The sequence below is a fragment of the Pedobacter frigidisoli genome (assembly GCF_032678525.1).
GTDB classification, from domain to species: domain Bacteria; phylum Bacteroidota; class Bacteroidia; order Sphingobacteriales; family Sphingobacteriaceae; genus Pedobacter; species Pedobacter frigidisoli_A.
In genome coordinates this window covers 198,713-224,671 of record NZ_JAVTSE010000005.1, presented here as the reverse complement: position 1 = coordinate 224,671, position 25,959 = coordinate 198,713, and the positions used below count along the sequence as shown (strand labels likewise).

The window sequence follows — 25,959 nt, the reverse complement described above, 5'->3', positions numbered from 1 at the left end:
TCATGAAAAATATGATAAAAGCAGGAAAAAGCCTGGCTGAGGCAGATAAAGTATTAATTATGATTCACGGCCGTGGCGGAAGGGCGGAGGACATCCTAACGGTTGCAGCGCATTTAAATGTATCTGGTTATGCATTGATTGCTCCTCAGGCGGATGGCAACAGCTGGTATCCGCAATCATTTTTAGCCAACAGGGGAGCTAATGAACCTGCGCTATCTCTGGCATTGAAGACAATAAAAGATACTGTAACGTATCTGGAAGGCGAGGGTTTTTCCAAAGATCAGTTATATTTCCTTGGTTTTTCTCAGGGTGCTTGTTTAACCCTTGATTTTGTAGCATCCAATGCTGCCCGTTATGGCGGTGTTGCTGCGTTTACAGGAGGCTTGATTGGAGCGCAGGTAGATCATCGCAATTATCATGGCAATTTCGACGGCACGCCGGTTTTCATTGGAAGCAGTGATCCGGATATGCACGTTCCGGTATCAAGGGTTAAAGAAACGACCATCGTATTAGAGGATATGGGTGCACATGTAACAGAGATTATTTATGAAAACATGGGCCATACCATCAGCAAGGCAGAAATTGCACAGGTGAATAAATTGATTTTCAAACAGTGATTGATATGGAAAAGGAAACTGGCAGGATAGAGGCGTTTAGTGACGGGGTGTTTTCAATAGCCGTTACGCTGCTGGTCCTGGATTTACATATCCCGGATTTGCAGGGAGGGAACCATGCTGTACAACTGCTGGAAGCCCTAAAACTGCAGTGGCCGGGCTATATTGCGTTTATCATTTCCTTTTTCAGTATTTTCATCATCTGGGTGAATCATCACAAAATTTTTAAACAGATTTACAAGCGAAACACAGGGCTTATGTTTGCCAACGGGCTGATTTTGTTCCTGGTTTCGCTTGTGTCTTATCCCAGTGCATTGCTGGCAAAATTTTACTTAACTGATTCCAAACAGCTTTCGGTAACCATTTACACGGGATTGTTTGTGGCCATTAATATTGCTTTTAACTTATTATGGCAGCAGGCCAGCAGCGATCATTCGCTTCTGCGTCCGGGAATCAGTGATGCAGCCATAGCCAAACTCCGCAACAATTACCGGTATGGTTTCCCAACGTATCTGTTTGCTTTTATCGTTTCCTTCTTTTATCCGGACCTGGCTTTAGCCATCTGTGTTTTATTGTGGATTTTCTGGGCAGCTTCCTCAAAGAAAATTAACTTTACTGCTTTTTCCGATCCAGTATAATTTCTGTGACCAGGGTTTTTACCTACCATATTTCGTTTTAAAAATCGTCTTTTGGCGAAATATCGTGATTGATTTTTGGATAATGTTTGCCTTGCGATGGCCTGAGGCCAGTTTATAAGCTCTGGCATGTTCTTTGAATTCCGGCGTTTGCACAAACAAACCAGGATGATGAAAAGAGAGACAGATTTTAATTCCACACAGCTAAGTGAAAACGAGGTTCCGAACCGCTCTTCGGCTTATTTTGAGGCACTGGCGGGTTCGCTGGCGGCGCCGGAGAAGCATTTCCGTTTACAGGATTTACTTCTGGGCATTTTTTCAAAATTACATCCATTATTTTCTATCGATTGCGGGGCATTAATCCTTTACAATGAGGAAACCGATCACATCACGCGTGCATACCTTACAGAAGCAGTTTCGGGTGAAATATCCTGTATAGAAAGTATTTCCAACCCGGTTAGCTTATCTTTAATCACCCGGGAGATTGCCGGTTTCGACTTTCCGGTTCTTAAATCCCGTCAGGACTGGATAGATGATTTCGGAGAGAATCATTGTTTAAGCAATCATCATACCGAATACCATTTTCACTGTTACATTCCTTTAGAACATGAAGGAAAAATGCTGGGGACTTTCGAGCTACATAACCATAACCGGGAATTGAGCAGGGAGGGGTTGACTTTTTGTTGCAATATTGCCGATTTCATTGCCGGATTACTTGCTGTGACCGGTAGAACAGGTCAGCAGTTAGCGGGTACCGCCACAAGCATTTCTAATGAAGCTGATCAGCACCGGGCAAGCCTACAGTATGAAGAAAAAATCAGGCATCTGGAGCGGAAAGTTGAGCAATTAAACGAAACGCTTGCTGGCTATCTGTTGTATTCCCTGAGTGAAGAGACTGAAGTTTACAAGCATCCTAAAATAGTGGGCGTAAGCGCTGAGATGCAGGTAGTTTACCGATTGCTCCATCGCATATCCGGATCAGAAACCACCGTTTTGATTTTAGGTGAAACAGGTACAGGCAAAGAGCTGTTCGCGAAAGCGATACATGATGAATCTGGCAGGAGCCAAAAACCTTTAATTAAGGTAAATTGTGCTGCCATTCCGCCAAATTTAATTGAATCGGAACTTTTCGGGCACGAAAAGGGCAGTTTTACCGGCGCTACTGAGCGGCGGATCGGCAAATTCGAACAGGCGGATAAGGGGACTATTTTTTTGGATGAGGTGGGTGAGCTACCGCTTGATCTACAAGTGAAACTGCTTCGGGTACTACAGGAAAGAGAAATAGAGCGGGTTGGCGGCAAAGCCACGATTCCCGTTGATGTGCGGATCATTTCTGCTACCAACCGAAATCTGTTAGCAGAGGTAGAAGCCGGGAATTTCAGAAGAGATTTATATTACAGACTGAATGTTTTTCCGCTTTCATTGCCACCATTGCGAAGCAGAAAAGAGGATATTGCTCTACTTGCGAACTTTTTTCTGGAAAGATTTAGCGAAAAATCACACCGTCCCTTTGCTGGTTTTTCAAAGAAAGCCATGTCTACGCTGATGGCATACAGCTGGCCCGGAAATGTACGGGAGTTGGAGCATGTAATAGAACGGGAAGCGGTGATGGCTCAGGGTGCGATGATCCGGAAAGTAACGATACCGGGTGTTACAGATCAATCTGTGCCCGCTGTTGCCGGCGTAAAAACGATCTTCGAGAATGAACGTGACCATATTTTTGCCGTTCTGGAATTGTGTGGTGGAAAAATATCCGGACAGAACGGAGCAGCGAAGCTGCTGGGGGTACCTGCCACTACGCTGAATTCTAAAATCAAGCGACTGGGTTTGTCGAAAAAGCACGTGATCTGATTGATCACGATATCCGGATTCTGCGAGCGTAAATTAACGAAATAGCGTAATTGATTTTGTTGGCGTAAAAGTTTAAGATACTGTTTATTAGGTGGTTGTTGCGGGGTATTATTCTTGCTTTATGCTTCGCTCAGATCGTAACCAATCAAATTTACCGCCACCTCAATGATATCAAACGGACAGAAAATAACATGCATCATTGTTGATGATAATCCCATTGCACGGGAAATCCTGATCATGCTCGCCAGTCAGGTGGACGATTTAGCAGTCCTCAATGACTGTGAAGACGCCCTTCAGGCTTACAACTACCTTCAAAACAATCCGGTTGACCTGATTCTGCTCGACATCGAAATGCCCGGAATGACCGGCATTGAGCTCACCAAAAACCTCAGCAATAAGGGAAACCTGATTATTTTTACCACTTCGAACAGAGATTATGCCCTTGAGGCTTTTGATCTTAATATTGCCGATTACCTGGTAAAGCCATTTTCTTCGCAACGCTTTTTACAAGCCATTGATAAGGCCAGAGCTATATTGAGCAGCAGATCGGAACATGTAGAGCTGGCCAACGACGAATTCATTTTTGTCCGCGACAGTAACGTTGTGCGCCGTGTGGGTGTTGACGATATTCTGTATGCAGAGGCGATGGGTGATTATGTAAAATTTCACACCACTGATAAACTCTACGCTATTCATACGCGGTTGAAATCTGTTGAAGAACGGCTTTCCAAAAACAAATTCATTCGCATTCACCGGTCGTACATTGTATCACTTCAGCATATTGACACCTTGCAGGAGGGAGGACTGGTTATTAAAGGTCGCTTTTTGCCAATTGCGGAGCGCTACAGAAAAAACCTGAACCGGACGATGAACATTATTTAGCGATATGGAAAAGAATAAATCACTGATGCCGGACAGCAGTTTCAACTACTTGATTTTCTCTGCTTTTTTGGTTGCTATGGGCTTGCTGGTGCTGGTGCAGTACAGTTCCTCCAGAAATATGAATACATTAATTGAGGGCAACAAGGAGCTTTTAGATGAATTGCGCACGAGTAATCATTTACGGGAAATTGACCGGGATATTTTAGGTGTAGAAAGCAGGATCAGGGCTGCCATTGCTACGGATGACACGACACACCTGGAAGGGGTGGAAAGTAAAATTCAGGCGGTGAGTATGTATCTGGATTCTCTTGATAATGGGAGTGAAGAGCCCGCAATTAAACGATATCTGGAGCGTTTGGCTTTTCTTGCCCAGGAAAAGGTAAATACCAAACATCATTTAATGGATCTTTACCGGAGGACGGGGAGAATGAATGACACCACCTCCATCGGAAATCCGCAAGCCCGCATCACTTCTGATGAGATTACCGGAACCACCCACAAGATTTACAACAGCCGGCAAGAGCGCATGCAGGCGCTGACCAGGAAAATTAACGAAAGCGGACAAAAAGCAAAGGCCTATGGTACTGCCTTAATTGTGCTGCTGCTTTTGAGCGGAGCCACCCTTTGCTGGTTTATTACCCGTCAGTTTAGAAACAGAACTTTGCTCATCAATCAGCTTAACGAATCGGAAAGAACATCCCGGCAGGCTTTAAGCATTAAGGAGAACTTTCTGGCTAATATGAGCCATGAAATCCGAACACCGCTCAATTCCATCCTTGGTTTTACTACGTTGTTGCGGCGGCAAAATGTTAGTCAACCATCTCAGCACTACATTACCTCTATACAACAGGCTGGAGAAAACCTGTTGGCTATTATTAATGATATTCTGGATATTTCCAAAATTGAGGCCGGAATGATGCGTATTGTAAACAAATCATTCAGCATTCGCGGCCTTTTGCATTCAGTTGAGGTGCTTTTTTCTGAGCGTGTAAAATCAAAAGGACTTCGTTACTCCACACAGATAGATGAAAACGTTCCGGATATTTTAACCGGCGATGCTACCCGTTTGACACAGATTATGGTTAATTTGCTGGGAAATGCACTCAAGTTCAGCGAAAAAGGGGCATTGAATACTGCTGTTTCCATTTCATCGGCTGCCCATAACTCCATTACCCTTAAATTCAGGGTTTCAGATGAGGGTATTGGCATTGAGTCGGAAAAACTGGAGCGGATTTTCGAGCGGTTTAATCAGGCAGATGATTCCATCACCAGGAACTACGGGGGAACGGGATTGGGTTTATCTATTGTTAAAGATTTACTGGATATTCAAAAGGGTACCATTGAAGTGGATAGCAGCCTGGGTAAAGGGACGACCTTTACTTTTGAAATTCCTTATCTCATCGCTGATGATACATCAGGCGTGGATGTAGTGAGATATAAAGTGGTTGAACCTGAATGGATCGGGAGCACCGTACATATTCTGATTGTTGACGATAATGTAATGAATCAGGACCTGATGGTCAACATACTGGGCTACTGGGGTTTTTCGTTTGCCATTGCTTCTAACGGTATCGAGGCGATAGAACAGGTAAAGGCTGGTACCTTCGACCTGATATTGATGGATATTCAAATGCCGGAAATGGATGGATATTCGGCAACGATACACCTGCGTACGGAACTGAAATCTGAGATACCTATTATTGCGATGACCGCTCATGCCATGTCGGGTGAGCGTGAAAAGTGTATCAATCTGGGTATGAATGATTATATTTCGAAGCCTGTTAATGAGCAGGAGCTACTGGCGCTGATTGAAAAAGTAACGGTGAAAGCTAATGCTGATGAAGGCATTGAACAAGAGTTTGTTTATCTGGATTTGGATTACCTGAAAGACATCGGTAAAGGAAACGTATTCTATGAGAGGAAAGTTACCGGACATTTCGTAAGCAGGATTCCGCAAGATATGATCAGTTTGCAGCAGGCACTTAAGGCAGAAGATTATGAAAAAATCAAACAAATAGCCCACAGTTTGCGTACTACTCTTGCCATTATGGGATTGTTGGAACGGACCGTTCATGTTTTAGATCAGCTGGAATTTCCGGAGAATGATAAAAGGCATTTTGAACCCCTAATTTCAGCACTTGAAATGATTTGTAAGGGGGCAGTTAAAGAGGCAGAAGGATATCTTAAAAGTTTAAAATAAGTAATTAACTGGTATGAATAAATTAAAGCTTTACGGTACACCAGAATCTCCTGAAATTTATCCGATCAGGGATTTTTTAAAAAGGAGCGTTGTAGATTTTGAATGGTTCGATATTTCTCACGATGATTTAGGCTGGGGACAAGGCATAACCTCTTTCAATAATCCTGATAAACATCCGGTGATAGAATTTCCGGATGGCAGAATAATTGTAAACCCAAGCCTTGAAGAAATTGCCTGTAATCTGGGCTGGATCACCGAACCTAAATATACAGAATACGATTTATCAATTTATGGTGCTGGTCCGGCGGGATTAAGTGCTGCGGTTTACGCGGCATCTGAAGGATTAAAAACCATCCTTATTGAGCGTGAGGCCATAGGCGGACAGGCGGGTACCAGTTCCCTGATAGAAAATTATTTAGGTTTTCCTGAAGGAATTTCCGGAGCAAACTTAGCCGAGAGGGCCAGGCAGCAGGCATTGAAATTCGGAGTGGAGATTTTACTGTTAAAAGAAGGTGTTAAAGGTACTTTTTATAACAACAGGATACATGTTGACTTTGCCACGGGGGAGAAACTGGTGGCGAAGGCAAATATTTGCGCTACAGGGGTAGAATATGCACGGCTGAATCTCCCGGATGAGGAAAGATTTTTTCATAAGGGTGTTTATTACGGGGCAGGTGCGAGCGAAGCTTTCTTTTGTCAGGATAAGGACCTGTATATTGTTGGTGGCGGAAACTCTGCCGGGCAGGCTGCTACTTATTTTTCGGGTTTTGCCAAACGGGTTTTTATGGTGATCAGAAAAGGCAACCTGGCAGATACCATTTCCGAATATTTGATTCAAAGAATCGATGCCATTAGTAATATCTTTGTTTTGTACCATGCGGAGGTAGCTGAACTGGAAGGTGATGATTATTTACAACGTATCAAAATTGTAAACAGGCAGGATGGAACTGAAACCTGGCACGACACTTCAAAGCTTTTTATTTGTATAGGTGGAAAGCCAAATACGGATTGGGCTTCGGAGACGGCGATTTGCAGGGATAAGAATGGCTATCTTTATACTGGAAACGATCTTGTTAATCTGGACCAGTATAAAATGTGCTGGGATGCCGACCGGCCACCTTACCATCTGGAGACCAGTGTTCCGGGCTCGTTTGCTGCCGGGGATGTGCGGTTTAATTCCGTAAAAAGAGTGGCCTCTGCTGTTGGTGAAGGGGCAATGGCGGTTACTCAGGTTCACCAGTATTTATCAAAATTATAAGCATGGAGAATTATCAGGTATGCAGCCATATTTTGGCTATCAAAGAATTAAAAACAGCCAAAGAAAGGGTGTGCGAACAGTGTGTGAAAGATGGAACCGATTGGGTGCACCTGCGCACCTGCCAAACCTGTGGCACTACTTTGTGTTGCGATTCATCGCCAATGCAACACATGTCGCACCATTGCAGGAATGTGAAACATCCTGTGGTGGTTTCATCGGAACCCGGAGAAAGGTGGTTGTATTGCTATATCGATGATGAAATGGCAGAATATTAAAGGAACTGAGGCATCCATTATTAAAGAAATAGAAATGAAAGCAATAGTGATTACAGCATACGGCGGGCCTGAAGTGCTGCAGGAACAGGAACAACCCACACCGGCTATTCAGGGAGATCAGGTGCTGATTGCGGTTAAAGCTGCAGGGTTAAACCGTTCTGATGTAGCCCAGCGGGAAGGAAATTATCCTCCTCCGGCAGGAGTTTCTGCTGAAATTCCCGGGCTGGAAGTTTCGGGTGTAGTGACCGCATGTGGGCCTGAGGTGAAAGACTTTAAGGTAGGCGATGAGGTTTGTGCGCTTCTGGCCGGTGGCGGATATGCAGAATATGTAGCCGTAGGTGAGGGACAATGTTTGCCTATACCAGCAGGCCTGAGCTTCGCAGAAGCTGCGAGTTTGCCAGAAACCATCTACACCGTATGGTCGAACGTATTTCAAAGAGCTGCACTACAGCCTGGTGAACGTTTGTTGGTTCATGGCGGAAGTAGTGGCATTGGCATCACAGCTATTCAGCTGGCTAAAGCGCTTGGTTCGCCGGTGGTGGTTACGGTAGGTTCGGATGAGAAAGGCCAGAATTGTATTGAGTTAGGCGCTGATTCATATATTAATTACAAAACACAGGATTTTGAAACTGAACTGAAAGAGGAGGGTGTTGATGTTATCCTGGATATGGTTGGCGGAGATTATCTGAGTAAAAATGTCAATATCCTGAAACCGGAAGGCAGACTGGTGCACATTAATGCCGTTAATGGCAGACATGTTGAACTGGATATCTGGAAAGTAATGATAAAGCGTTTAACCATTACCGGCAGTACACTCAGGAGCAGGGAATATGCGTTCAAACAAGAACTTACCGCACAGATTAAACGACATATCTGGCCACTAATCGAAGCCGGGAAGTTTAAACCTGTCATCTTTGAGACCTTTTTGTTTAACGATGCTGCTGAAGCACATCGGACGCTGGAAAGCAGTATGCATACCGGAAAAATAGTGCTGGTGCGTTAAAAATATACAATTGCTAAAACATTCGCGAATAAGAGGGGTTACATTAGAAAACATAAAGCTATGGGATTTATTAGAAACGCCATTATCGGTATTGCGATATTTGAAGGTATTAAGTACCTGACTAAAAAGGATGTATTAGGAACTTCCAATTTTGAGAAAATCAAAGAGCAGGTTCCGGAATATATTGAGAAAGCCAAAGTAGCCACTGAAGATATCAGGGCAGGCAGATTGCCGCAGGTTTAGCTGGTGGGAATCATCATGTTGACCGGCAACGGCTGGGAAAAAAGAAATGGGGACCATCAAAGATGTTCCCCATTTTAACCAACCAAACTAATGAATTCCGGAAACCACCCCGGGTTCAGATTATAAACGCAGCGTGATTCATTTTGTTTTGGAAAATTTTAATTTAGCAGTGAAAATATGATAATGCGTCCCAGAGGATTTTAACTGCTCATTTAAAAATACCCAAATCTATTTCGCCTTAAGCCTGTTACCATAGGTAATGTTATTCACTGGCAAGCAAACAAAGGCAGAAAATATTTTTTTCCTCATTCTCATCTTCGGTTTTTTAAAGTTGTTTATCCATATAATAGGGTTAGGTGAGTATGGTTTCCATGCTGATGAGCTTTACTATATCGAACTTGGGAAACACTTTGAGTGGGGCTACCCGGATATATCACCTTTTGTAACCTGGGTGGCGCGAATATCTGAATATTGTTTTGGATCATCCACATATGGCTTTCGGATCCTGCCTTGCTTTATTTCTGCACTTACAGTAATGTTGACAGGATACATTACGTATTATCTCGGTGGTGGTAAACTGGCCATCATTATTGCCTGTTCAACCATTATCTGTTCACCGGCCTATCTGGCTACATCCTATCTGCTTCAACCCGTGGTGTTTGATGTGTTCTTCTGGACACTGTTAACATTTAGTATTGTTGCATACGAAAAAACAAAGCTTCAAAAATACCTGTACCTGGCTGCCTTTGCACTGGGACTAGGGCTACTCAATAAATACAGTATCCTTCTTTATTCGGGATTGCTGAGCTTTACTTTTTTTACCATTTCCTTCAGGCAATTCCGTGCGGTGTTTGCAAAACTGATCCGGCCATTGCTGTTGTTGATGCTGCTCATTACGCCAAACCTGATCTGGCAACTGATTCACGGGTTTCCGGCTTTCCACTATGTTTATTCCGTGGGGTCGTCCATGCTTTCATTTGATATTCCAGATTACCTGTTTCAGCTTTTCTTTTTCCATGGGGCAGGGGTCGCGGTATGGTCGGCAGGATTTCTTTTGCTACTGTTCAACAAAAAAACTGAAGAGAGAGGCAGAATCTGGTGCGCTTCCTTTTTGCTGCTGATGGTTTTACTAGCCCTGCTAAAAGGCAAACTGTACTATGGGTTAGGGATATTTCCGATTTTCTTTGCGGCAGGAGGCCAGTGCTGGGAAATTCTGCTTAACCGCTTAAAAAAGCCCTTAGGCATCGTTTTTGTCGGGATGCTTTACCTTTTTGCAGTGTTAAGTTTACCGGTTGTAATTCCGGTGTTTCCGGTTGAGGTTTGCAAAATCTACATTCAGCATATGGTTAAATATACCAGGTTTTCGCGCCCCCTGCGCTATGAAGATGGGAAGACGGGCGATATCCCTCAATTCTTTGCAGACATGACTGGCTGGAAACAGTTCGCCGGAGCGGTGCTGGAGATTTCGAACAGCTTTCCGTGTGCAAAAGGAGAGCTAAGCATTCTTACTGAAGACTATGCTATCGCTGGTGCACTGAAATATTATGGTAAAGCAGCTATGCCTCCGGTAATTTCTGCACATAATAGCTTTTTGCTCTATTCGCCCGAAACCCTTCAGGCGCATACCGTCCTCTACCTCACCAGAATGTCGCCACAGAAGGTCAGCAATTTCGGTATTAACGTGGTATGTTTAGATCAGCTACATCATGAAAATTCGCATCTCGACGGGCTCTACATTTACAGGATTTCCCGACCTAACTTACTCCTGCAGAACAAATATCTGGACGATATGCGGAAGTTTTATCCTCATTGATTTTAAGTTTATATATTGAACAATAAGCGGGAGAAATTGTTAACTTCATCAAATGCAGATTGAAACAGAAATCCTTGTCATCGGTGGCGGACTGGCCGGCTTAACTGCTGCGCTTCATCTGCAAAAAAACGGATTCCAGGTTACCCTCATCGAAAAAAAAAGCTATCCCCATCATAAAGTTTGTGGAGAATATGTTTCCAATGAAGTACTGCCATATCTAGCCTGGCTGGGCATTTCCTTTGAGAGTCTGCAGCCAACATCAATCCATAATTTACAGGTGACTTCGGTCACAGGAAAGTGTATCAACGCTAAACTGCCACTCGGGGGATTTGGTTTAAGCCGTTATGCGATGGATCATTTCCTCTATCAGACACTGTTAAAACGGGGGGGCTCCGTACTGGCAGATACCGTAACCCGTGTAAGCTATCAGGAGAGTCATTTTGCTGTCGAAACCAATCAGGGAAAGCATATCACTGCAAAACAAGTTCTTGGCGCTTTTGGTAAACGATCTTCGCTTGACAAAACCTTAAACCGGGATTTCATTCAGAATAAATCTCCTTATATGGCGGTAAAAGCACATTACGAAGGTACATTTCCATCCGATCTGGTTGCTTTGCATAATTTTAACGGAGGCTACTGTGGCGTGTCGAAAGTGGAAGAGGATAAACTGAATATCTGTTATCTGGCCAGCTATCAAACCTGTAAGCGTTATAAAAACATTGGTGACTATCAGGAGGAAGTGATGTATCAAAACAGGCAGCTTAGAAATATTCTGAAAGCTTCCATACTGCTCTTTGATGCACCTCTTACCATCAGTCAGATTTGCTTTGATGAAAAGGAGCCTGTTTTTGAGCATATCATTATGATTGGTGATAGCGCGGCATTGATCCACCCGCTATGCGGCAATGGTATGGCCATGGCTATGCATGGTGCCAAAATTGCCGCTGAGCTTACCACGGCATTTTTACAAGATAAAATGATTTCACGCGCGTGTTTTGAAAAAGTATATACCCAGCAATGGACAAAACTTTTTCATGGAAGACTCCTTGCCGGTAAAATGTTGTCTGCTGTTTTCAATAACACCACCACGCAAAGGCTGGCGATAGCAGCTTTAACTAAAATGCCTGCCTTGCTATCCGGCACCATCAGAATGACCCATGGAAAACCAATATCAATAGCGAACTAAATGCCAATAGATACAAAATACAGGAGTACTGCACCAGAGATAATGGATGATTTTGCCATGGAAGGTGAAATCCTGACAGATGCGCTTGATAAAATCGCCGCCATCAATAAACTACTTGGGGGCAATAAAGTCACGCTGGAAGGGATCAGGATGCTGATGGGGAAGAATAAATCAGCGGTAATACGCATTACGGATGTTGGCTGCGGCAATGGGGCGATGCTCAGGATGCTGGCTGATTATGCCCGGAAACATCAACTTAATTTTGAATTGAAAGGGATTGATGCGAATAAATGCACCATCGAACATGCCATCAGCTGTTCTTTAAATTACCCGGATATCCACTACCAATGCAGTGATATTTTTGATGAAAGGGCAAACGATGAAGAATGCGATATCCTGCTTTTTACACTTACCCTGCATCACTTTTCTGATCGCGAGATCCTATCACTTTTGAAAAACCTAAGCAAGCGTGTATGCGTAGGTATTGTGGTGAATGACCTGGAGCGGAGTGCTATTGCCTACCGGCTTTTTACGGCATTGAGTTTTGTATTCGGGCTGAATCACATGTCGAGGGAGGATGGTTTGGTTTCCATTCTAAGGGGATTCAAAAGAGCAGATTTACAGCGTTATACAGCGGCTTTGAACTTTAATTCGAGTATTGGCTGGCGATGGGCATTCAGATATTTATGGGTAATAAAAACACGATGAGCGTAAAAATAAAAACAGTAAGCAAAGCCTTACCCCAATTCTCGAGAACAACTGCCGAAATCCTTCCTTTTCTGGATGTGTGGTTAGCGGGGCAGGATGAGCGTTTCATCAGAAAGGTAAAAAAGATATTTGAGGGTGCTGCCGTTGATAAACGGTACTCAATTATGGCACCCGAAGAAGTGTTCTCTGATTTAAGTTTTGAAAAGCGGAATGACATCTATGTCAGGGAATCCATTAAGCTCGGCAAACAATGTTTGTCTGCCGCGCTCGAAAAGGCAGATTGGAAGGCTACTGACCTGGACTTTATCATCACGGTAAGCTGTACCGGAATCATGATTCCCTCGCTGGATGCCTACCTGATTAATTCCCTTGGCCTCAAGAAAGATATTGTGCGGCTGCCGGTAACGGAAATGGGCTGCGCCGCGGGCGTGTCGGGAATGATTTATGCTAAAAACTTTTTGAAGGCTAATCCCGGTAAAAGAGCAGCTGTAGTGGCTGTAGAATCACCAACGGCAACATTTCAACTCAATGATTTCTCGATGGCGAACATTGTGAGTGCCGCAATTTTTGGAGATGGGGCGGCATGCGTGTTGTTAAGTTCAGCTGAATCAGAGCAGGGACCGGAGGTGGTAGACGAGGAAATGTACCACTTTTACGAGGCCGAGGATATGATGGGCTTTAAGCTCACAGATAGCGGACTTCAAATGGTGCTAGATGTGGAAGTGCCTGAAACCATTGCCAGCCATTTTCCTGAGATTATTCATCCTTTTCTCGCAAAAAACGGATTAGAAATTTCTGATATTAACCATCTTATTTTTCACCCGGGAGGAAAGAAGATTATTCAGGTGGTGGAAGAACTTTTTGGTGAGCTGGGCAAAAATATCGACCGGACCAAATCCGTATTAAGGCAATATGGCAACATGAGCAGCGCAACTGTGCTTTATGTACTTGAGCAATATATGGAAAGCCATCCCGCTCCGGGTGATACCGGTTTAATGCTGAGTTTCGGTCCGGGTTTTTCGGCACAGAGAATCCTTTTAAAGTGGTAATATGACCAGTGCAGAAATTTTAAGTAAACTTCCTTATGGTCCCGGCTTTTTGTTTGTCGGCGAGCTTTTGCATATTGATGAAAACGGTATTAAGGGCACCTACACCTTTGATCAGACGCTTCCCTTCTACCAGTCTCACTTCAGGCATTTCCCGGTAACCCCGGCCGTTATACTCACTGAAACAATGGCCCAGATTGGATTAGTTTGTTTAGGGATATATCTGCTCAGGGAAAGTACTATGGGCCAAGGCACGGGGCTGGCGATGAGCTCGAGCTGTATTGATTTTATAAAACCTGTTTATCCGGGAGAGCAGGTTACTGTGATCAGCGAGAAAGTTTACTTCAGGTTCAATAAATTATCCTGTAAAGTAAGGATGGAGAATGCGGCCGGAGAGACGGTGTGCAAAGGTACAATATCAGGTATGTTAACGGGAAGTTCAAATGAATGAAAACAGGGTAGTGATTACAGGGCTTGGGGTTTGTGCACCCAATGGTACAACGCTTGCCGAGTTTCAGCAGGCCATAGAAAAGGGGGTATCCGGGATCCGGCATCAGCCCGAACTCGAACGGCTGGGCTTTTCCTGTCAGATTGCCGGCATGCCTGAGCTTAGTCCCGAGCGCATTGCACAATACTTTAGCCCGCTTGAAATGAGAAACATGGACAGTACGGGCATCGTTTACGGCGTTATTGCCGGACTTGATGCCTGGCAGGATGCAGGTCTTGATACTGCAGCTGCCAACGAACCCGATTGGGACACCGGCACATTTTTCGGTACCGGAACTTCAGGAATAGATAAGTTCAGGTGGGCCATCAACAAAATCGATGCCCTGGAAATCAGAAAGCTGGGAAGCAGTGTAGTGGTGCAAACCATGGCCAGCGGCGTCAGTGCATTTATTAGTGGTAAACTTGGTTTAGGAAACCGTGTCAGTACGAATTCGGCGGCCTGCGCAACAGGCACTGAAAGTATCCTGATGGCGTATGAGCACATTAAGTCTGGTAAAGCGAAAAGGATGCTGGCAGGGAGCACCAGTGATAGCGGTCCCTATATCTGGGGCGGTTTTGATGCAATGAAGGTGTGTACATTTAAACATAATGAGGCTCCGGAAACGGGAAGCAGGCCCATGAGTGCAACGGCCAGCGGCTTTGTTCCGGGGAGCGGGGCAGGCGCACTGGTTCTGGAATCACTGGAGAGTGCCCTCGCCCGGAAGGCCAGAATTTATGGGGAAATCATCGGTGGCCATATCAATTCAGGCGGCCAGCGGGGGGGTGGCACCATGACGGCCCCCAATGCTGCGGCAGTGCAACGATGTATCAACGAAGCCATTAGTGATGCGTGTATTAAGCCTGGAGATATTGAAGTGATTAATGGCCACTTAACTGCAACCAGCAAAGACGCATTTGAAATTGCGAACTGGAAAGAGGCCCTAGGCTGTTCGAAAGCGGACTTTCCGTATATCAATTCGCTTAAAGGGATGATTGGGCATTGCATCAGCGCTTCAGGAAGTATTGAAAGTGTTGCTCCCGTTCTCCAGTTACACCATGGTTTCATTTTTCCGAATGTGAACTGCGAAGATTTGCATCCGGAAATTGCAGCACTGATCGCTGAAGACCGGATTCCCCAAAAGCGATTGAAAAAAAGCTTTAATATATTAGCAAAAGCAAGTTTTGGCTTCGGCGATGTGAATGCCTGTTTGATTTTTAAAAAATACAAAAATGGATAAACAAGAGATAATTAGCGGTTTAACGGATATCATATCACTTTATACTGAAGAAAAAGGAGCATTAAATAATATCAGTGAGCAAACAGATTTTATTGCCGATTTAAAAGTCAATTCAGCAAATCTTGTTGATATTGTTTTAGACATCGAAGAAAAATTCAATATCACAATAGATAACGATTCGATGGCGAAAATGCTGAATGTGAAAGCCACCATTGAAGTGATCCAAAACAAACTTGCTGAAAATGCTGGGAAATGATGTGGTAGATTTGAACCTGGCCGCAAAGCAGAATAACTTTAGAAGGGCAAATTACCTTAATAAAATATTCAGTCCTGAGGAGCAGCAGCTGGTTTACGATTCGGATTGTGCTGACCTGATGGTTTGGCTCATCTGGAGTATGAAAGAAGCAGCATATAAAATCGTCAACAGAAATACCAGACATCGGTTTTACAATCCAACGAGTTTTCGATGTGCTGTTCAACTTGATGATTTACAAGCTACAGGATCTGTTGATTATGGTGGTGATAAATTCATGACTCATAGTGTTATAACTTCAGATTATGTTCATACACTGAGTGTTGAAGCCGACCTGAGCATTGACCAGTGCTGCGTACTGCAGCGCCACAATTCGGATGACTATGCTTTATGTTTTAACCGGGGGAATGAGGGCATGCAATTGCAAAAAGACAACAGCGGACTCCCGGAAATATTTATCGGGGATATAAAGACCCGTCACCTCGCCTCCATCAGCCATCATGGGCAATTTCTGTTTATTGCCTTTCTGAAGGCGGCCTATTAAGCGCTTTTTTTAAGCTTAACAGTCAGGCCAGGATGCACCTTGTTTAATCAAGGCATCCTGGCGACCGGAGAAACGTTAATTCCGTAAACTAGCTGGCAAAATTGAATTTGCCCTCAAATAATTTTCCGATAAGTGGAAGGGGTTTCCTCACCTCATTATTTGCGGCAACAATGCCTAAAAGCAGAAATACGAGGGTGGCCACACTTACGATAAGTGACAGGAAGTATAAGGAAGGTACCATGCTAACCACTACAGACAACGCAATTCCCAGGATAAAGCTTAAAATAATTAAACCTAAAGATTGCCCTAAATGGTAATTCACTAATGGATTTCTGTCTGCACTTTTTTTGTACTGAAGATAAGCTACCACCCATCCGATGATGGTAACATAAGCCAAAATGGCCATTGTTTTGTTCGACATAACTTTGTTTTTTTAAATGATAGATATAAATTGATTGAAACAAAATTATTGGTAACTGTGCTGATGACCAAGTAAATGGCATCTACATTGCGTCTACCTTTAAAAATCCAGGCGTCTACAAAATGTCTACAACAATATTCCGAATAGCTTGTTATTGTATATTCGTTTAATCCAGCTACCCATTGTTAAACAGATATATGCTTTACAGATGTTGAATAAAATTGCCCCTTTGCTGTTTATTTTTCTGATGACTTTCGCCTTCCAGTCTAAGGCACAGCAACTTTTGTTAGATTCATTGGAAAGCGTAATAAAAGACGCATCAGCCGAACAAAAACCAGTCGCTATGGCAGAACTGGCAAGAGCCACCTACGAGACCAATCCTAAAAAGGCAGTCCAACTTTCCTTAAATGCCGTTTTGCAGGCAAAGAAGGACGGAGATCAAGGTATCCTTGCTTTTTGTTATGCCACAGCCGGACATCTGCTGATGAGAAGAGAACAACAGAAACGGGCAGGGGCTTATATTGACAGTGCTTTAAAAAGTACTGAAAAATCTAACGATAAACTTTATAAAGGTTTCGCATGGCTACGCAAGGGTTGGTTTGAGCTGAATAAAGGAGATAATGAGCAAGCCATGTCTGCTTTCATTACGGCAGACAAGTTACTTGGTGCCAGCAGCGATCGCAAATCCTACAGTTACCGGGTGTTGATTGATCACTATGCTTCGAGTATTTATGCCTACGGGAGCGATACCTTGAAACAACATAAGTATGCGGTTTCAGCACTGCAGATGGCGCAGCAAAGCAAATACCCCGATGATTTTCAAATTGCCTATATGACGGTGGCACATAGTTTTTTTTCGGCCTTTGAGGCCAATACTTCGAAACGCAATCTTCTTGATTCTGCTATGTATCATTATAACAAGGCTTCGCGGGTATATCAGCTCAACCGGGAAAAAATCTTACTTCAAAGTAATGCATCTCTCACGGCACTCAATATGGCCAATATCTATTTTAAATATTTTCCGCCGGGATTTGAAGGTCAAGCCAGAAAATATGTGAACGATGCGTTAAATATTGCCAGGAAAACAAACATACAGGAAGTAATTGCCAATTGTTATGGCATATTAAGTGAATATGCCATGCGGCGAAACGATTATAAAGGTGCGGAAAACTACCTGCTCACGGGCATATCAGAACTCAACCGTGCTTCGCCTGGGGTAGACATCACCCGTTCCCGGATGATGATGGGCTTAGCCAACCTTGCAGAAAAAAGTGGCGACAAAGTTAAGGCCCTTGCTTATTATAAGCAGTATACAGATTATTATAAAAAAGTTTTTGATGCCCAGAAGCTGGCTACTGTTCAGCAACTGGAAGAACAATATCATGCTGAACAGCGCGATATGGAAATATCCGGATTACGGGAGCGGGCGAAACTTAACAGGCAGATCAACTGGCTGTATGTGGGTGTTGCTGCGGCAAGTATTCTGGTACTGGCGCTGCTCCTGGGGTTTTATCATTACAAACTGAAAGCTTCCCAGCAAAAAATACTTTTATCGCTTCAGGAAAAACAAGAGGCCGAACTCAGGGCGTCACTTGGTGAACAGGAACGGGAGAGAATTGCCGCAGAGCAGGCCCTGCTTCAGGACCGAACGGAATGGTTAGAGCGGGAATTACTTGCAGGAACCCTGAAAATAGAAGAGAAGAATACCATACTGGAATTATTAAAGGATAAATCGAAAGATTCAAACACAGAAGCTGCAGCGAAAACGATGGGACGCATTATTACTCAAAGTTTACGGATGGAGAAAGATAAGGATGAAGAATACCATTCTATAGGTGATATTCATCCTGCGTTTTTTAGTGCGCTGCAAAAAAGGGCAGGTGAGGGTTTGACACGGCTTGATCTGAAATATTGCGCCTACATTTCAATGGGTTTTGATAACCGGGAAATTGCCAGCAGGTTGGGGATAGAAATCAAAAGCATACGAATGGCCAAGTACAGGTTAAAACAAAAACTTGGATTGGAAAAGGAACAAAGTCTGGATGTCTTCCTGCAATCTTTCGAAAAGCGTTAAGTATAGTCATGTTGACGCGTGGTAAATACGTGATTTTGTGAATTTACCCCTTAAATTCATCACATTTTTTGGTTTTATGCAAATAGCCGGGTATTTATAGGTATTTTCAATGCGTGCAAAGTTTTGATGATCAGTCGTTTGTTAATGAAATGTTAACGTTGGCAATATTGGTTCGAGCAGCTATCTATTAAGTATTAAATACACTACCAGTATGTTATTGTCCAGAGAGACTTTAGATGTTAAACATTTTCGCGTTAGGCTTACTCAGGCCAGGGAAGCCATTCTCGACGAGATTAGCCTGTTAATCAAAAAGCAATTCTCAACTGATGAGGTGGAAATCAGGCTTGGCGCGCTTCCTGATGGTATTTCAAACCAGAAAGCCTCCTGTATTTATAGTGAAATCCCCGGAGATCAGCAAGAAGTTCTTGGTGTAATCATTATTCATTATACCGGCGATCGTATACATCAGGATCAGCTTATGCTGGATGGCATGGCCAGAATGCTGGGCGTTCAGTTGAGTGCAATGGCGCTATCATCATCAATGACTGATGATTACGACCTGATTAAAGAGGAATTTGACCTTTTTCAGGTTGAGCTTGATGTGGCTTATGATGATCTGAATGTTGCTCAACAAGAGCTTAGTGAGTCGTACAATCTTGGTTTGTTGCTCAACCGAAATCTTTCCCGGTTACGGGTTGAATTAAAGGCCTTTCTGGATCAGGCCCCGATTGCCTTTGGGATTGTGCGTCACCGGCAACTTAAAATTGAAATTGCCAACAAACTGATCCTTAACCTTTGGGGAAAAGATAAATCCGTTATCGGCAAACCCATGTCGATTGCATTGCCTGAATTGATCGGACAGCCTTATCTGGACATACTGGATGAGGTTTATACATCCGGCACCCGATATGTAGGGAAGGAGGCCAGTGTAATGCTTGAGCTTAAAAACGGAATGGAAGAAGTTTTTTTTAATTTTATATATGAGCCGCTGATCAATGCACGGGGTAATACTTCCGCCATTATGATCATTGCAACAGATGTAACCCAGCAAACCAGGAAGGGAATGGAAATGAAACTGGAGCTGGAAAATTATTCCCTTAAATCTGATCAGGGTTAGACTGGTTCCAAAGGAATGATGCTATTGCAAAAAAACAGATTTACCAAAAATTCAGATCAGGACCAATTTTTCCGCCACATAAACGGTTTATAAGCCAGTAATTATTGCAGATAACCCGGAAATGGTTAATGCAATTTCAAAAATTACATTGTCATTCAGTTTAAGGTTATGGCCTTTTGGGTTGGCATGAAAAGGAATTTCCTGTTCATTCTCGTCTACGATCATTCCCGTCTGATCTAGCTCGTCAAGGGATATTATTGTTCCTTTTCTCATTCGTAAATGTTTTTATCTATCAGCGTCATCTTCAGAAAACTATTTGTTCAGCGCTGAGGTTTGTAGTTCTGATGGTATCACCATACTGTTATTTATCACCCTCACTACATCCCAACTGAGATTGTTAGCTTCATCCGGTCTTCCACATATCCGCACCTGAATCTGCGCGCCATTGTAGAATGTCGAAATTTCCAGGAAGTCACTGTTGATATCGAGTGTACTTAGGAGTCGGTTAAAACGTTTTAACAGACTCTTGTTTAAATCTTTATTTTCAGTTAATATTTTCATAGGGATAGTTGTATCATAGTACAAAACGTATGCCTAATCATACAAATATCGGATTTATTGTGAATTTGAAAAATTAAAATCTTCACACTACAGGAATATCCGCCTTTACAGTACATAGAGGCAGATTGGATTTGACATTCGTCAAGAAATAATTTAATCCTAACTTCTTTTCATCATAGAATAATGGATGAGGTTTGTGAGGTATCTAGAATATATTGTTCTTTCAAACTTTAGGGCAGCTTACATATGGCTTTAACTGCTTTACCAACTCTGTTACCTTTTGCTGTTCCTCAAGGAAACTTTCCATCGCCTCTAATATGGTTACTACGTCCTGATTATCCAGATTAAGATATTTGAAACTGCCGGCCAGAGAGTAATCCAAATGGGTTCGCATAAACTTCGGAATTTTATAACTACCTACCGACAATGCGCAGGCATAGTAATAAAGGCTTAGTAAAACAGAATCGTAAAAGTTGATGTAATAGAAAAGCACCCTTGCATAACTTTTGGTGATGAGGTCGTTGCGCATAATGGGCTGATAGCGGGTGGCTTCCCGCTGAACTTCCCGGTCGGCATAGCATTCCATAATTAATAACCCGTGCCGCAGTTCTATATCATCAGCTATCGGAAAGGAAATGCCCATGGTTTCATAGGAGCGTACCACAAAGGGATCATCGACCGTTTCGAAAAAGTCTGCATCCCGAATCAGGTTATCTTCATCAAGGTTGTTTAAGTCGTAGCCGTAGTTTTTTAAGCTTTTTTTAAAAGTGAGGTATAAACAGAAATTGTAAAACTGGGTCTGTATATCATTGGCAGTGATCAGGAGTGCCGCAATGCAAAGGTTGTAATCGAAGGGCGCATTCTTATTCATCGTTTCTTTTCGCTGGACACTGGATAGTGCGCAAGGTAAAAAAGATAATGTCGAAAAACAAAGGTTGGGGGTGATATCCAGCGTAAGTTTTCCAACGTTTAACGCCTCAACTGTTGACCTTTTAAGGCACATCAACGGAATGCAGCTAGTGGTATCTTAGTGGTCTGCTAGTGGTTTGCTAGTGGTTTAGTAGCCATAAATGACTAGAAAACCGCTTGCAGATAGCTTTGAAGGCCCTTTTCGGGTGGTAAATGCCTTTAGCGTAACCAAAAAGGAACTATTCTGGTTATCATCTTAGGATTTTAGAAGATCTATTTTACGTTAAGCGCAGTTAATCAACTCATCATCTCAAGCGATGATTCTTTGTGATTTTTTCTGAATAGCTTGGGTTCTTTGGTGGTGATGAGTGCACAAATAATCGGCAAATAGGCCGATTTTACATTAAGGTTTATAAGATTGAGATGGATGCTGATCAATATAACGATCCAACAATCATAACTCTAAAACAAAGAGTTGAATTTATTTTATCTATTCCTAAATTTAAGGCATCAATGAGAAAGAATAAAAAGAATTATAATCAGTTAATTGGACATAATGGTCGAAAAGGAACAAAAAAGAAATTAAACCGATATTTCGGTTTCAATAGCATCCGCATATGTTTAGGGCAATAATTTTTATTATCGCTATAATTTTTGTTACAAAAGCTTAACTTCTCCCGGTTTTTACAGTCTTTTCCTTAACAAAATCTGTCAGTTCATCACGATAGCTGTCACCCACGGAAATCCGAAGATCGTTGGCCATTTTAATAATGTTGTTTTCTATCTCTTCCAGATAGTTCTTGGAAATAACAAATGAACGGTGGATCTGTATAAAATAATTTTTCTTTGCTAAAATCTCTTTTATTTTAATTAATGTGATGTGGGCAACAATCGTTTTATTTGTGGTGTAGATAGAAACATAATTTTGTATACTTTCAATAGCTACAATCTCCGCGAAGCGAATTCGCACCAATCTCGACTTATCATTTTTACTTTTAATAAAGAAAAATTCATCATCTTCAGCCTTTGCCGGTGGTTCTACAGGAGCTGAAGCGCTGTTTAGTTTATTTAAAACACCAGCAAATTTGCCTAACGAAAAGGGTTTCAGGAGAAAATCATCAGCATCAATTTCAAACGCATCTAATGCATATTTAGGGTGTGCTGTAGTAAGGATTAAGTGTTTTGTTTTCGATCTAATGATTCTTGAAAGCTCTATGCCTGACATTTTTGGCATTTCGATATCCATAAATACGATATCCAGATTATCCATTTTTCTGATGTAATGCATTGCTGAAATTGGGTCTGTAAAGCTTTTAAGAAGGGTGTAATTACCTAATGTCTCAATGTAATCAGATAATATTTCGAGGTTCGCTGCATCATCATCGACAGCAATACAATTTAACTTCATTTTTAGAGAGGGTTAACGACTATGTTACAAAGATATATTTTGTAACAATATTGTCAAAAAAATAATACTTAAAAAGATAATCTGGTTTGAAAGTGCGGACTTTTGTGGAAAACTTTTTCCATCGGCGCAAATTACCTGTTTCGTCAAGCAATTTTTAGCTTTCGTCAACCTGGAAGGAAGTTCTGTGGATTTCATATTCTGCAGGGGCCTGAACCAGAATTATTTTGATGAACTTCGGACTGAAGTTCTTTTCTACCAAACAAGCTGAACCTCCTGTTTTATTATTTTTTTAAACCTTGTCGCAACCGGGTGTATGTGGCGTACTATGCAAAAATTAGTTTTGTTTAAAACGGGTTGTTTTTTTATGGTTTAGAACTACGGCGCAATGATGAAAGGTATTGATTAAGTTATAGTAAAAAGAGTCAACAAACAAACTAATTAACATTTTTTAGTATGGCAACATATATAACATCTGGATTAGCCTCGACCCGGCTCAAGTGGCTTTACGCAGTTGTATTTTTATTTAGCACTTTTCAAGCGCAAGCGCAGGTAGAAACATTCCAAACGGTCACTGAACGAGGCAATAGCACGAACATAGGGCTTCGAATCCCATCTATTGATGTGGGAGATTCGTATGATGGACATCGCTATGGTTATTTGCAGATAGTCCGGCCTCCCGAGCAGGGTAACCAGTTCCACCTGTCATTCATTCGAAGCGGACAAATGGTGTATGGTTTAGGTTTGCTAAACAATTCGAGCACTTTTGGTTTGCAGCCGGGTGGAGGTAATGATACCGTTGAAGGACTGTTTATGTCGCCGTCTGGATCGGTTGGTATTGGAAATCCAAATCCAGTCTTTAAACTCGATCTGAATGGTGGGATGCGGGCAACAGGTAATTTATACGTATCAATGAGTAATGCAACCGGAGGTGGTATTACATTATCTGACGATGGCGATATTGTAGACATGAACGATGGCTGGGCGACCCACAGATTCAGTTATGGCCTTCATTTGACCAATGGGAACGCCAGTGGCTCTACTACTATACAACTATCCAACGGTAGCCATCACCCCACTTTTTTCGGGTCCAATGGCTTTGGCGTGGGTACTCAAACACCGCAGGCAAATTTTGAGGTTTCAGGGACTGCACTATTTGGGGGGGCTAATCTTGATCCGGCAGGAGCCCCCGGTCAACTCGGCTATATGGCAAATACAGGTAAATTGCTGATTGGCCTCAACCGCTCGGCGGGGAAAGGGGAGACCAGTTTTATTACCAATCAGGGCGCAGGTGTTATTGGAGGGTTTGGCTTCCATCATTTTAGTAATGCCGGAACTGATACGCAGCTGATGTTTATGCGTGGAGACGGAAACATTGGCATCGGTACAGATAATCCGACCACGCGGCTGGATGTACGGGGCACCATCAGCGTACCAGAAATTGCTTTCAGAAATGCCGATGGCGGAGACGACAGTGATCCATACCGATTGCGTAAGGTGCAATCCAGCTCTAACGAAAACTGGCTTGAACTTCAGTTGAACGATGATGCGAATGAATCTTTTAGGATTTACGGAAATTCTTGTCAGGGAGGTTATGGTTGCGGTGTCTACAGTGGCAACTTATATCATTCTTTTGATGCATCAGGCAATGTGTACCATGCAGGTATGGTAGGCATCGGAACCAATACCCCCAGCGAAAAACTCACCGTTAATGGTAAAATTAAGGCGCTGGAAATAAGGGTGAATGGATCCGGGTTGGGTGATTACGTTTTTGACAACGGTTACAAAAATATGCCTTTGAAAGATCTTGAGAAGTTTATACAAGACAACAAGCACCTTCCGGAAATACCGAGCGCTGTAGAAGCTGAAAAGAACGGTCTTGAACTGGGTGAAATGAATAAGTTGCTCTTGAAGAAGATCGAAGAACTGACCTTGCACCTGATCAGCGAGCATAAACGCAACGACGACCGTGATAAGGTTATACAGGAGCAGAATCAAAAAATTGAGGCACTTGCAAGAAAATTAACGAATAGACATTAGAATATTTATGAACATAGCATTCAAGGGTTTCACAAGCCTTATTATGATTAGCCTTTTTAGTTATCTTTCATCAAAGGCGCAACAGGTAATTGGTACATTCAATAGTAATGATCAGATGGAGTGGCCAAATGTAGTTTGGTACCGCAACACTAGTTTGGGATGGGATGAAGGTTTGATCAAGACAGGATTTGGTACTAATGGTATCGCACGCCCGGGTTTTGGAATACACATGAATGAAGACAAGCAATTTTCATTCTGGTCTTCAGGCTTTGTCCCGCTTCTTTCGGTGGATGGAGGTACAGGAAATAGCTTCATTAAAGGTAAGTTGGGATTGGGCATACTCAATCCAAAAACGCAATTGCAGCTTCCGGAGGCAAGTTTTATTACTATAGGAAATTATGAAGCAAACGGCGCGCCGAAAGGAATTCAGTTCACTGGCTTTCGTGATATTATTCCTAATTATTTTGGAGCATCTATCGACTCTTATCCTGATTGGTATTGCTGTAACGGTTATCCTGACGCTGGGTACCCAGGTATTATGCAAATGGGCATGCGTTTTCTGCTTCACGGACCTAACGGCGACCTGGCCAATGATAAAAAGACAGCTATGATTATCCGATCCAACGGCCACGTGGGAGTGGGTACCGAAAACCGTGCCTACGATTTGGATGTCACGAACTACATCGCAGTCGGTGCACAGGGAGGCGTAGACCGTACGGTGCTTACCGGAGGCACAGGACTCGGATCAAGTGTAAAGCTGTTTTATGCCAATGGTGCTACCAATTCGAATCTAACGGGAAACAGTGATAGTTACCTGAATGTGGTTGTGGGGAATGTAGGCATCGCCCTTACCAACCCAAGCGAACGCCTTACAGTGAATGGCAAAGTTAAAGCGCGCGAAATCAGGGTTGATGTACAGGGCATGCCAGATTACGTTTTTAAAGCAGGTTATCAGAACATGTCGCTCTCAGAAACGGAGGCCTATATCAAAAAACATCAACATCTTCCTGAAGTCCCGAGTGCTAAAGATGCCGAACAAAATGGCCTTGAGCTTGGAGAAATGAATAAGCTACTTTTGAAGAAGATTGAGGAGCTAACGTTGCATTTGATCCAACAGTCAAAAAAATTGGATGTGCAATCCGAGCGCCTGGATCAGCAAGCTAAAGAAATACAAAAATTAAAAAAGAATTAAGATGG

At 42.9% G+C, this 25,959-nt stretch carries 26 protein-coding genes; 21 read left to right on the top strand and 5 right to left on the bottom strand.

Going from position 1 to position 25,959, the window contains the following annotated elements:
* The first annotated feature begins 2 nt into the window (after positions 1 to 2).
* The 17 genes from R2Q80_RS15530 to R2Q80_RS15450 all read left to right on the top strand — a co-directional run bounded on the left by R2Q80_RS15530 (position 3) and on the right by R2Q80_RS15450 (position 16,235).
* Complete coding sequence (locus R2Q80_RS15530) at positions 3 to 617, top strand: alpha/beta hydrolase (RefSeq protein ID WP_316800474.1); 615 nt, start codon at positions 3 to 5, stop codon at positions 615 to 617.
* 5 nt (positions 618 to 622) lie between these two features.
* A complete protein-coding gene (locus R2Q80_RS15525) occupies positions 623 to 1,252 on the top strand; it encodes a TMEM175 family protein (protein WP_316800473.1) in 630 nt (209 codons plus the stop codon).
* Between the two features lie 165 nt (positions 1,253 to 1,417).
* Positions 1,418 to 3,100, top strand: a complete 1,683-nt coding sequence (locus tag R2Q80_RS15520; protein ID WP_316800472.1) for a sigma-54 dependent transcriptional regulator — start codon at positions 1,418 to 1,420, stop codon at positions 3,098 to 3,100.
* Positions 3,101 to 3,265: 165 nt separating this feature from the next.
* Entirely contained in the window at positions 3,266 to 3,982 is a 717-nt protein-coding gene (locus tag R2Q80_RS15515; RefSeq protein ID WP_316800471.1) for a LytTR family DNA-binding domain-containing protein, read from the top strand.
* Between the two features lie 4 nt (positions 3,983 to 3,986).
* Positions 3,987 to 6,182, top strand: coding sequence for a response regulator (locus R2Q80_RS15510; protein WP_316800470.1), 2,196 nt, complete (start codon positions 3,987 to 3,989; stop codon positions 6,180 to 6,182).
* Positions 6,183 to 6,195: 13 nt separating this feature from the next.
* Positions 6,196 to 7,440, top strand: coding sequence for an NAD(P)/FAD-dependent oxidoreductase (locus tag R2Q80_RS15505; protein ID WP_316800469.1), 1,245 nt, complete (start codon positions 6,196 to 6,198; stop codon positions 7,438 to 7,440).
* A gap of 2 nt (positions 7,441 to 7,442) precedes the next feature.
* Complete coding sequence (locus tag R2Q80_RS15500) at positions 7,443 to 7,715, top strand: UBP-type zinc finger domain-containing protein (protein WP_316800468.1); 273 nt, start codon at positions 7,443 to 7,445, stop codon at positions 7,713 to 7,715.
* On the top strand, positions 7,693 to 8,718 hold the full coding sequence (locus R2Q80_RS15495) for an NAD(P)H-quinone oxidoreductase (RefSeq protein ID WP_316800467.1): 1,026 nt from the start codon (positions 7,693 to 7,695) through the stop codon (positions 8,716 to 8,718). The genes R2Q80_RS15500 and R2Q80_RS15495 overlap by 23 nt, the downstream gene beginning before the upstream one ends.
* 60 nt (positions 8,719 to 8,778) lie before the next feature.
* Positions 8,779 to 8,961 (top strand): YtxH domain-containing protein, encoded by a 183-nt coding sequence (locus R2Q80_RS15490; protein WP_316800466.1) that lies wholly within the window; start codon positions 8,779 to 8,781, stop codon positions 8,959 to 8,961.
* Positions 8,962 to 9,292: 331 nt separating this feature from the next.
* The gene (locus R2Q80_RS15485; protein ID WP_316800465.1) at positions 9,293 to 10,774 is read left to right on the top strand and encodes an ArnT family glycosyltransferase; all 1,482 of its coding nucleotides are present in this window, start codon (positions 9,293 to 9,295) and stop codon (positions 10,772 to 10,774) included.
* Between the two features lie 52 nt (positions 10,775 to 10,826).
* The gene (locus R2Q80_RS15480) at positions 10,827 to 11,960 is read left to right on the top strand and encodes an NAD(P)/FAD-dependent oxidoreductase (protein WP_316800464.1); all 1,134 of its coding nucleotides are present in this window, start codon (positions 10,827 to 10,829) and stop codon (positions 11,958 to 11,960) included.
* Complete coding sequence (locus tag R2Q80_RS15475; RefSeq protein WP_316800463.1) at positions 11,961 to 12,668, top strand: methyltransferase domain-containing protein; 708 nt, start codon at positions 11,961 to 11,963, stop codon at positions 12,666 to 12,668.
* Complete coding sequence (locus tag R2Q80_RS15470; RefSeq protein WP_316800462.1) at positions 12,665 to 13,717, top strand: type III polyketide synthase; 1,053 nt, start codon at positions 12,665 to 12,667, stop codon at positions 13,715 to 13,717. The genes R2Q80_RS15475 and R2Q80_RS15470 overlap by 4 nt, the downstream gene beginning before the upstream one ends.
* 1 nt (position 13,718) lies before the next feature.
* The gene (locus R2Q80_RS15465; RefSeq protein ID WP_316800461.1) at positions 13,719 to 14,165 is read left to right on the top strand and encodes a hydroxymyristoyl-ACP dehydratase; all 447 of its coding nucleotides are present in this window, start codon (positions 13,719 to 13,721) and stop codon (positions 14,163 to 14,165) included.
* On the top strand, positions 14,158 to 15,438 hold the full coding sequence (locus R2Q80_RS15460) for a beta-ketoacyl-[acyl-carrier-protein] synthase family protein (protein WP_316800460.1): 1,281 nt from the start codon (positions 14,158 to 14,160) through the stop codon (positions 15,436 to 15,438). The genes R2Q80_RS15465 and R2Q80_RS15460 overlap by 8 nt, the downstream gene beginning before the upstream one ends.
* Positions 15,431 to 15,694 (top strand): acyl carrier protein, encoded by a 264-nt coding sequence (locus R2Q80_RS15455; protein WP_316800459.1) that lies wholly within the window; start codon positions 15,431 to 15,433, stop codon positions 15,692 to 15,694. The genes R2Q80_RS15460 and R2Q80_RS15455 overlap by 8 nt, the downstream gene beginning before the upstream one ends.
* Entirely contained in the window at positions 15,681 to 16,235 is a 555-nt protein-coding gene (locus R2Q80_RS15450; RefSeq protein ID WP_316800458.1) for a 4'-phosphopantetheinyl transferase superfamily protein, read from the top strand. Before R2Q80_RS15455 ends, R2Q80_RS15450 begins: the two co-directional genes overlap by 14 nt.
* A gap of 88 nt (positions 16,236 to 16,323) precedes the next feature.
* Here R2Q80_RS15450 and R2Q80_RS15445 read toward each other — a convergent pair whose 3' ends face one another.
* Positions 16,324 to 16,656, bottom strand: coding sequence for a DUF4870 domain-containing protein (locus R2Q80_RS15445; RefSeq protein WP_316800457.1), 333 nt, complete (start codon positions 16,654 to 16,656; stop codon positions 16,324 to 16,326).
* 208 nt (positions 16,657 to 16,864) lie between these two features.
* On the opposite strand from R2Q80_RS15445, the gene R2Q80_RS15440 reads away from it, so the two are divergent.
* Together R2Q80_RS15440 and R2Q80_RS15435 are read left to right on the top strand one after the other, a co-directional pair.
* On the top strand, positions 16,865 to 18,730 hold the full coding sequence (locus R2Q80_RS15440) for a hypothetical protein (RefSeq protein ID WP_316800456.1): 1,866 nt from the start codon (positions 16,865 to 16,867) through the stop codon (positions 18,728 to 18,730).
* A 211-nt stretch (positions 18,731 to 18,941) separates the two neighbouring features.
* Complete coding sequence (locus tag R2Q80_RS15435) at positions 18,942 to 19,847, top strand: PAS domain-containing protein (RefSeq protein WP_316800455.1); 906 nt, start codon at positions 18,942 to 18,944, stop codon at positions 19,845 to 19,847.
* An 87-nt stretch (positions 19,848 to 19,934) separates the two neighbouring features.
* On the opposite strand, the gene R2Q80_RS15430 is transcribed toward R2Q80_RS15435, so the two are convergent.
* The 4 genes from R2Q80_RS15430 to R2Q80_RS15415 form a co-directional block, all read right to left on the bottom strand.
* The gene (locus R2Q80_RS15430; protein ID WP_316800454.1) at positions 19,935 to 20,120 is read right to left on the bottom strand and encodes a hypothetical protein; all 186 of its coding nucleotides are present in this window, start codon (positions 20,118 to 20,120) and stop codon (positions 19,935 to 19,937) included.
* Positions 20,121 to 20,159: 39 nt separating this feature from the next.
* Positions 20,160 to 20,408 (bottom strand): hypothetical protein, encoded by a 249-nt coding sequence (locus tag R2Q80_RS15425; protein WP_316800453.1) that lies wholly within the window; start codon positions 20,406 to 20,408, stop codon positions 20,160 to 20,162.
* A 223-nt stretch (positions 20,409 to 20,631) separates the two neighbouring features.
* Positions 20,632 to 21,279: a hypothetical protein gene (locus R2Q80_RS15420; RefSeq protein ID WP_316800452.1), complete on the bottom strand. Its 648-nt coding sequence runs from the start codon at positions 21,277 to 21,279 to the stop codon at positions 20,632 to 20,634.
* A 705-nt stretch (positions 21,280 to 21,984) separates the two neighbouring features.
* Positions 21,985 to 22,725 (bottom strand): LytTR family DNA-binding domain-containing protein, encoded by a 741-nt coding sequence (locus R2Q80_RS15415; RefSeq protein ID WP_316800451.1) that lies wholly within the window; start codon positions 22,723 to 22,725, stop codon positions 21,985 to 21,987.
* 453 nt (positions 22,726 to 23,178) lie between these two features.
* Between R2Q80_RS15415 and R2Q80_RS15410 the strand changes: the two genes are divergently transcribed.
* Together R2Q80_RS15410 and R2Q80_RS15405 are read left to right on the top strand one after the other, a co-directional pair.
* Positions 23,179 to 24,762, top strand: a complete 1,584-nt coding sequence (locus R2Q80_RS15410; protein ID WP_316800450.1) for a tail fiber protein — start codon at positions 23,179 to 23,181, stop codon at positions 24,760 to 24,762.
* Positions 24,763 to 24,805: 43 nt separating this feature from the next.
* On the top strand, positions 24,806 to 25,954 hold the full coding sequence (locus R2Q80_RS15405; RefSeq protein WP_316800449.1) for a hypothetical protein: 1,149 nt from the start codon (positions 24,806 to 24,808) through the stop codon (positions 25,952 to 25,954).
* Positions 25,955 to 25,959: the final 5 nt, after the last annotated feature.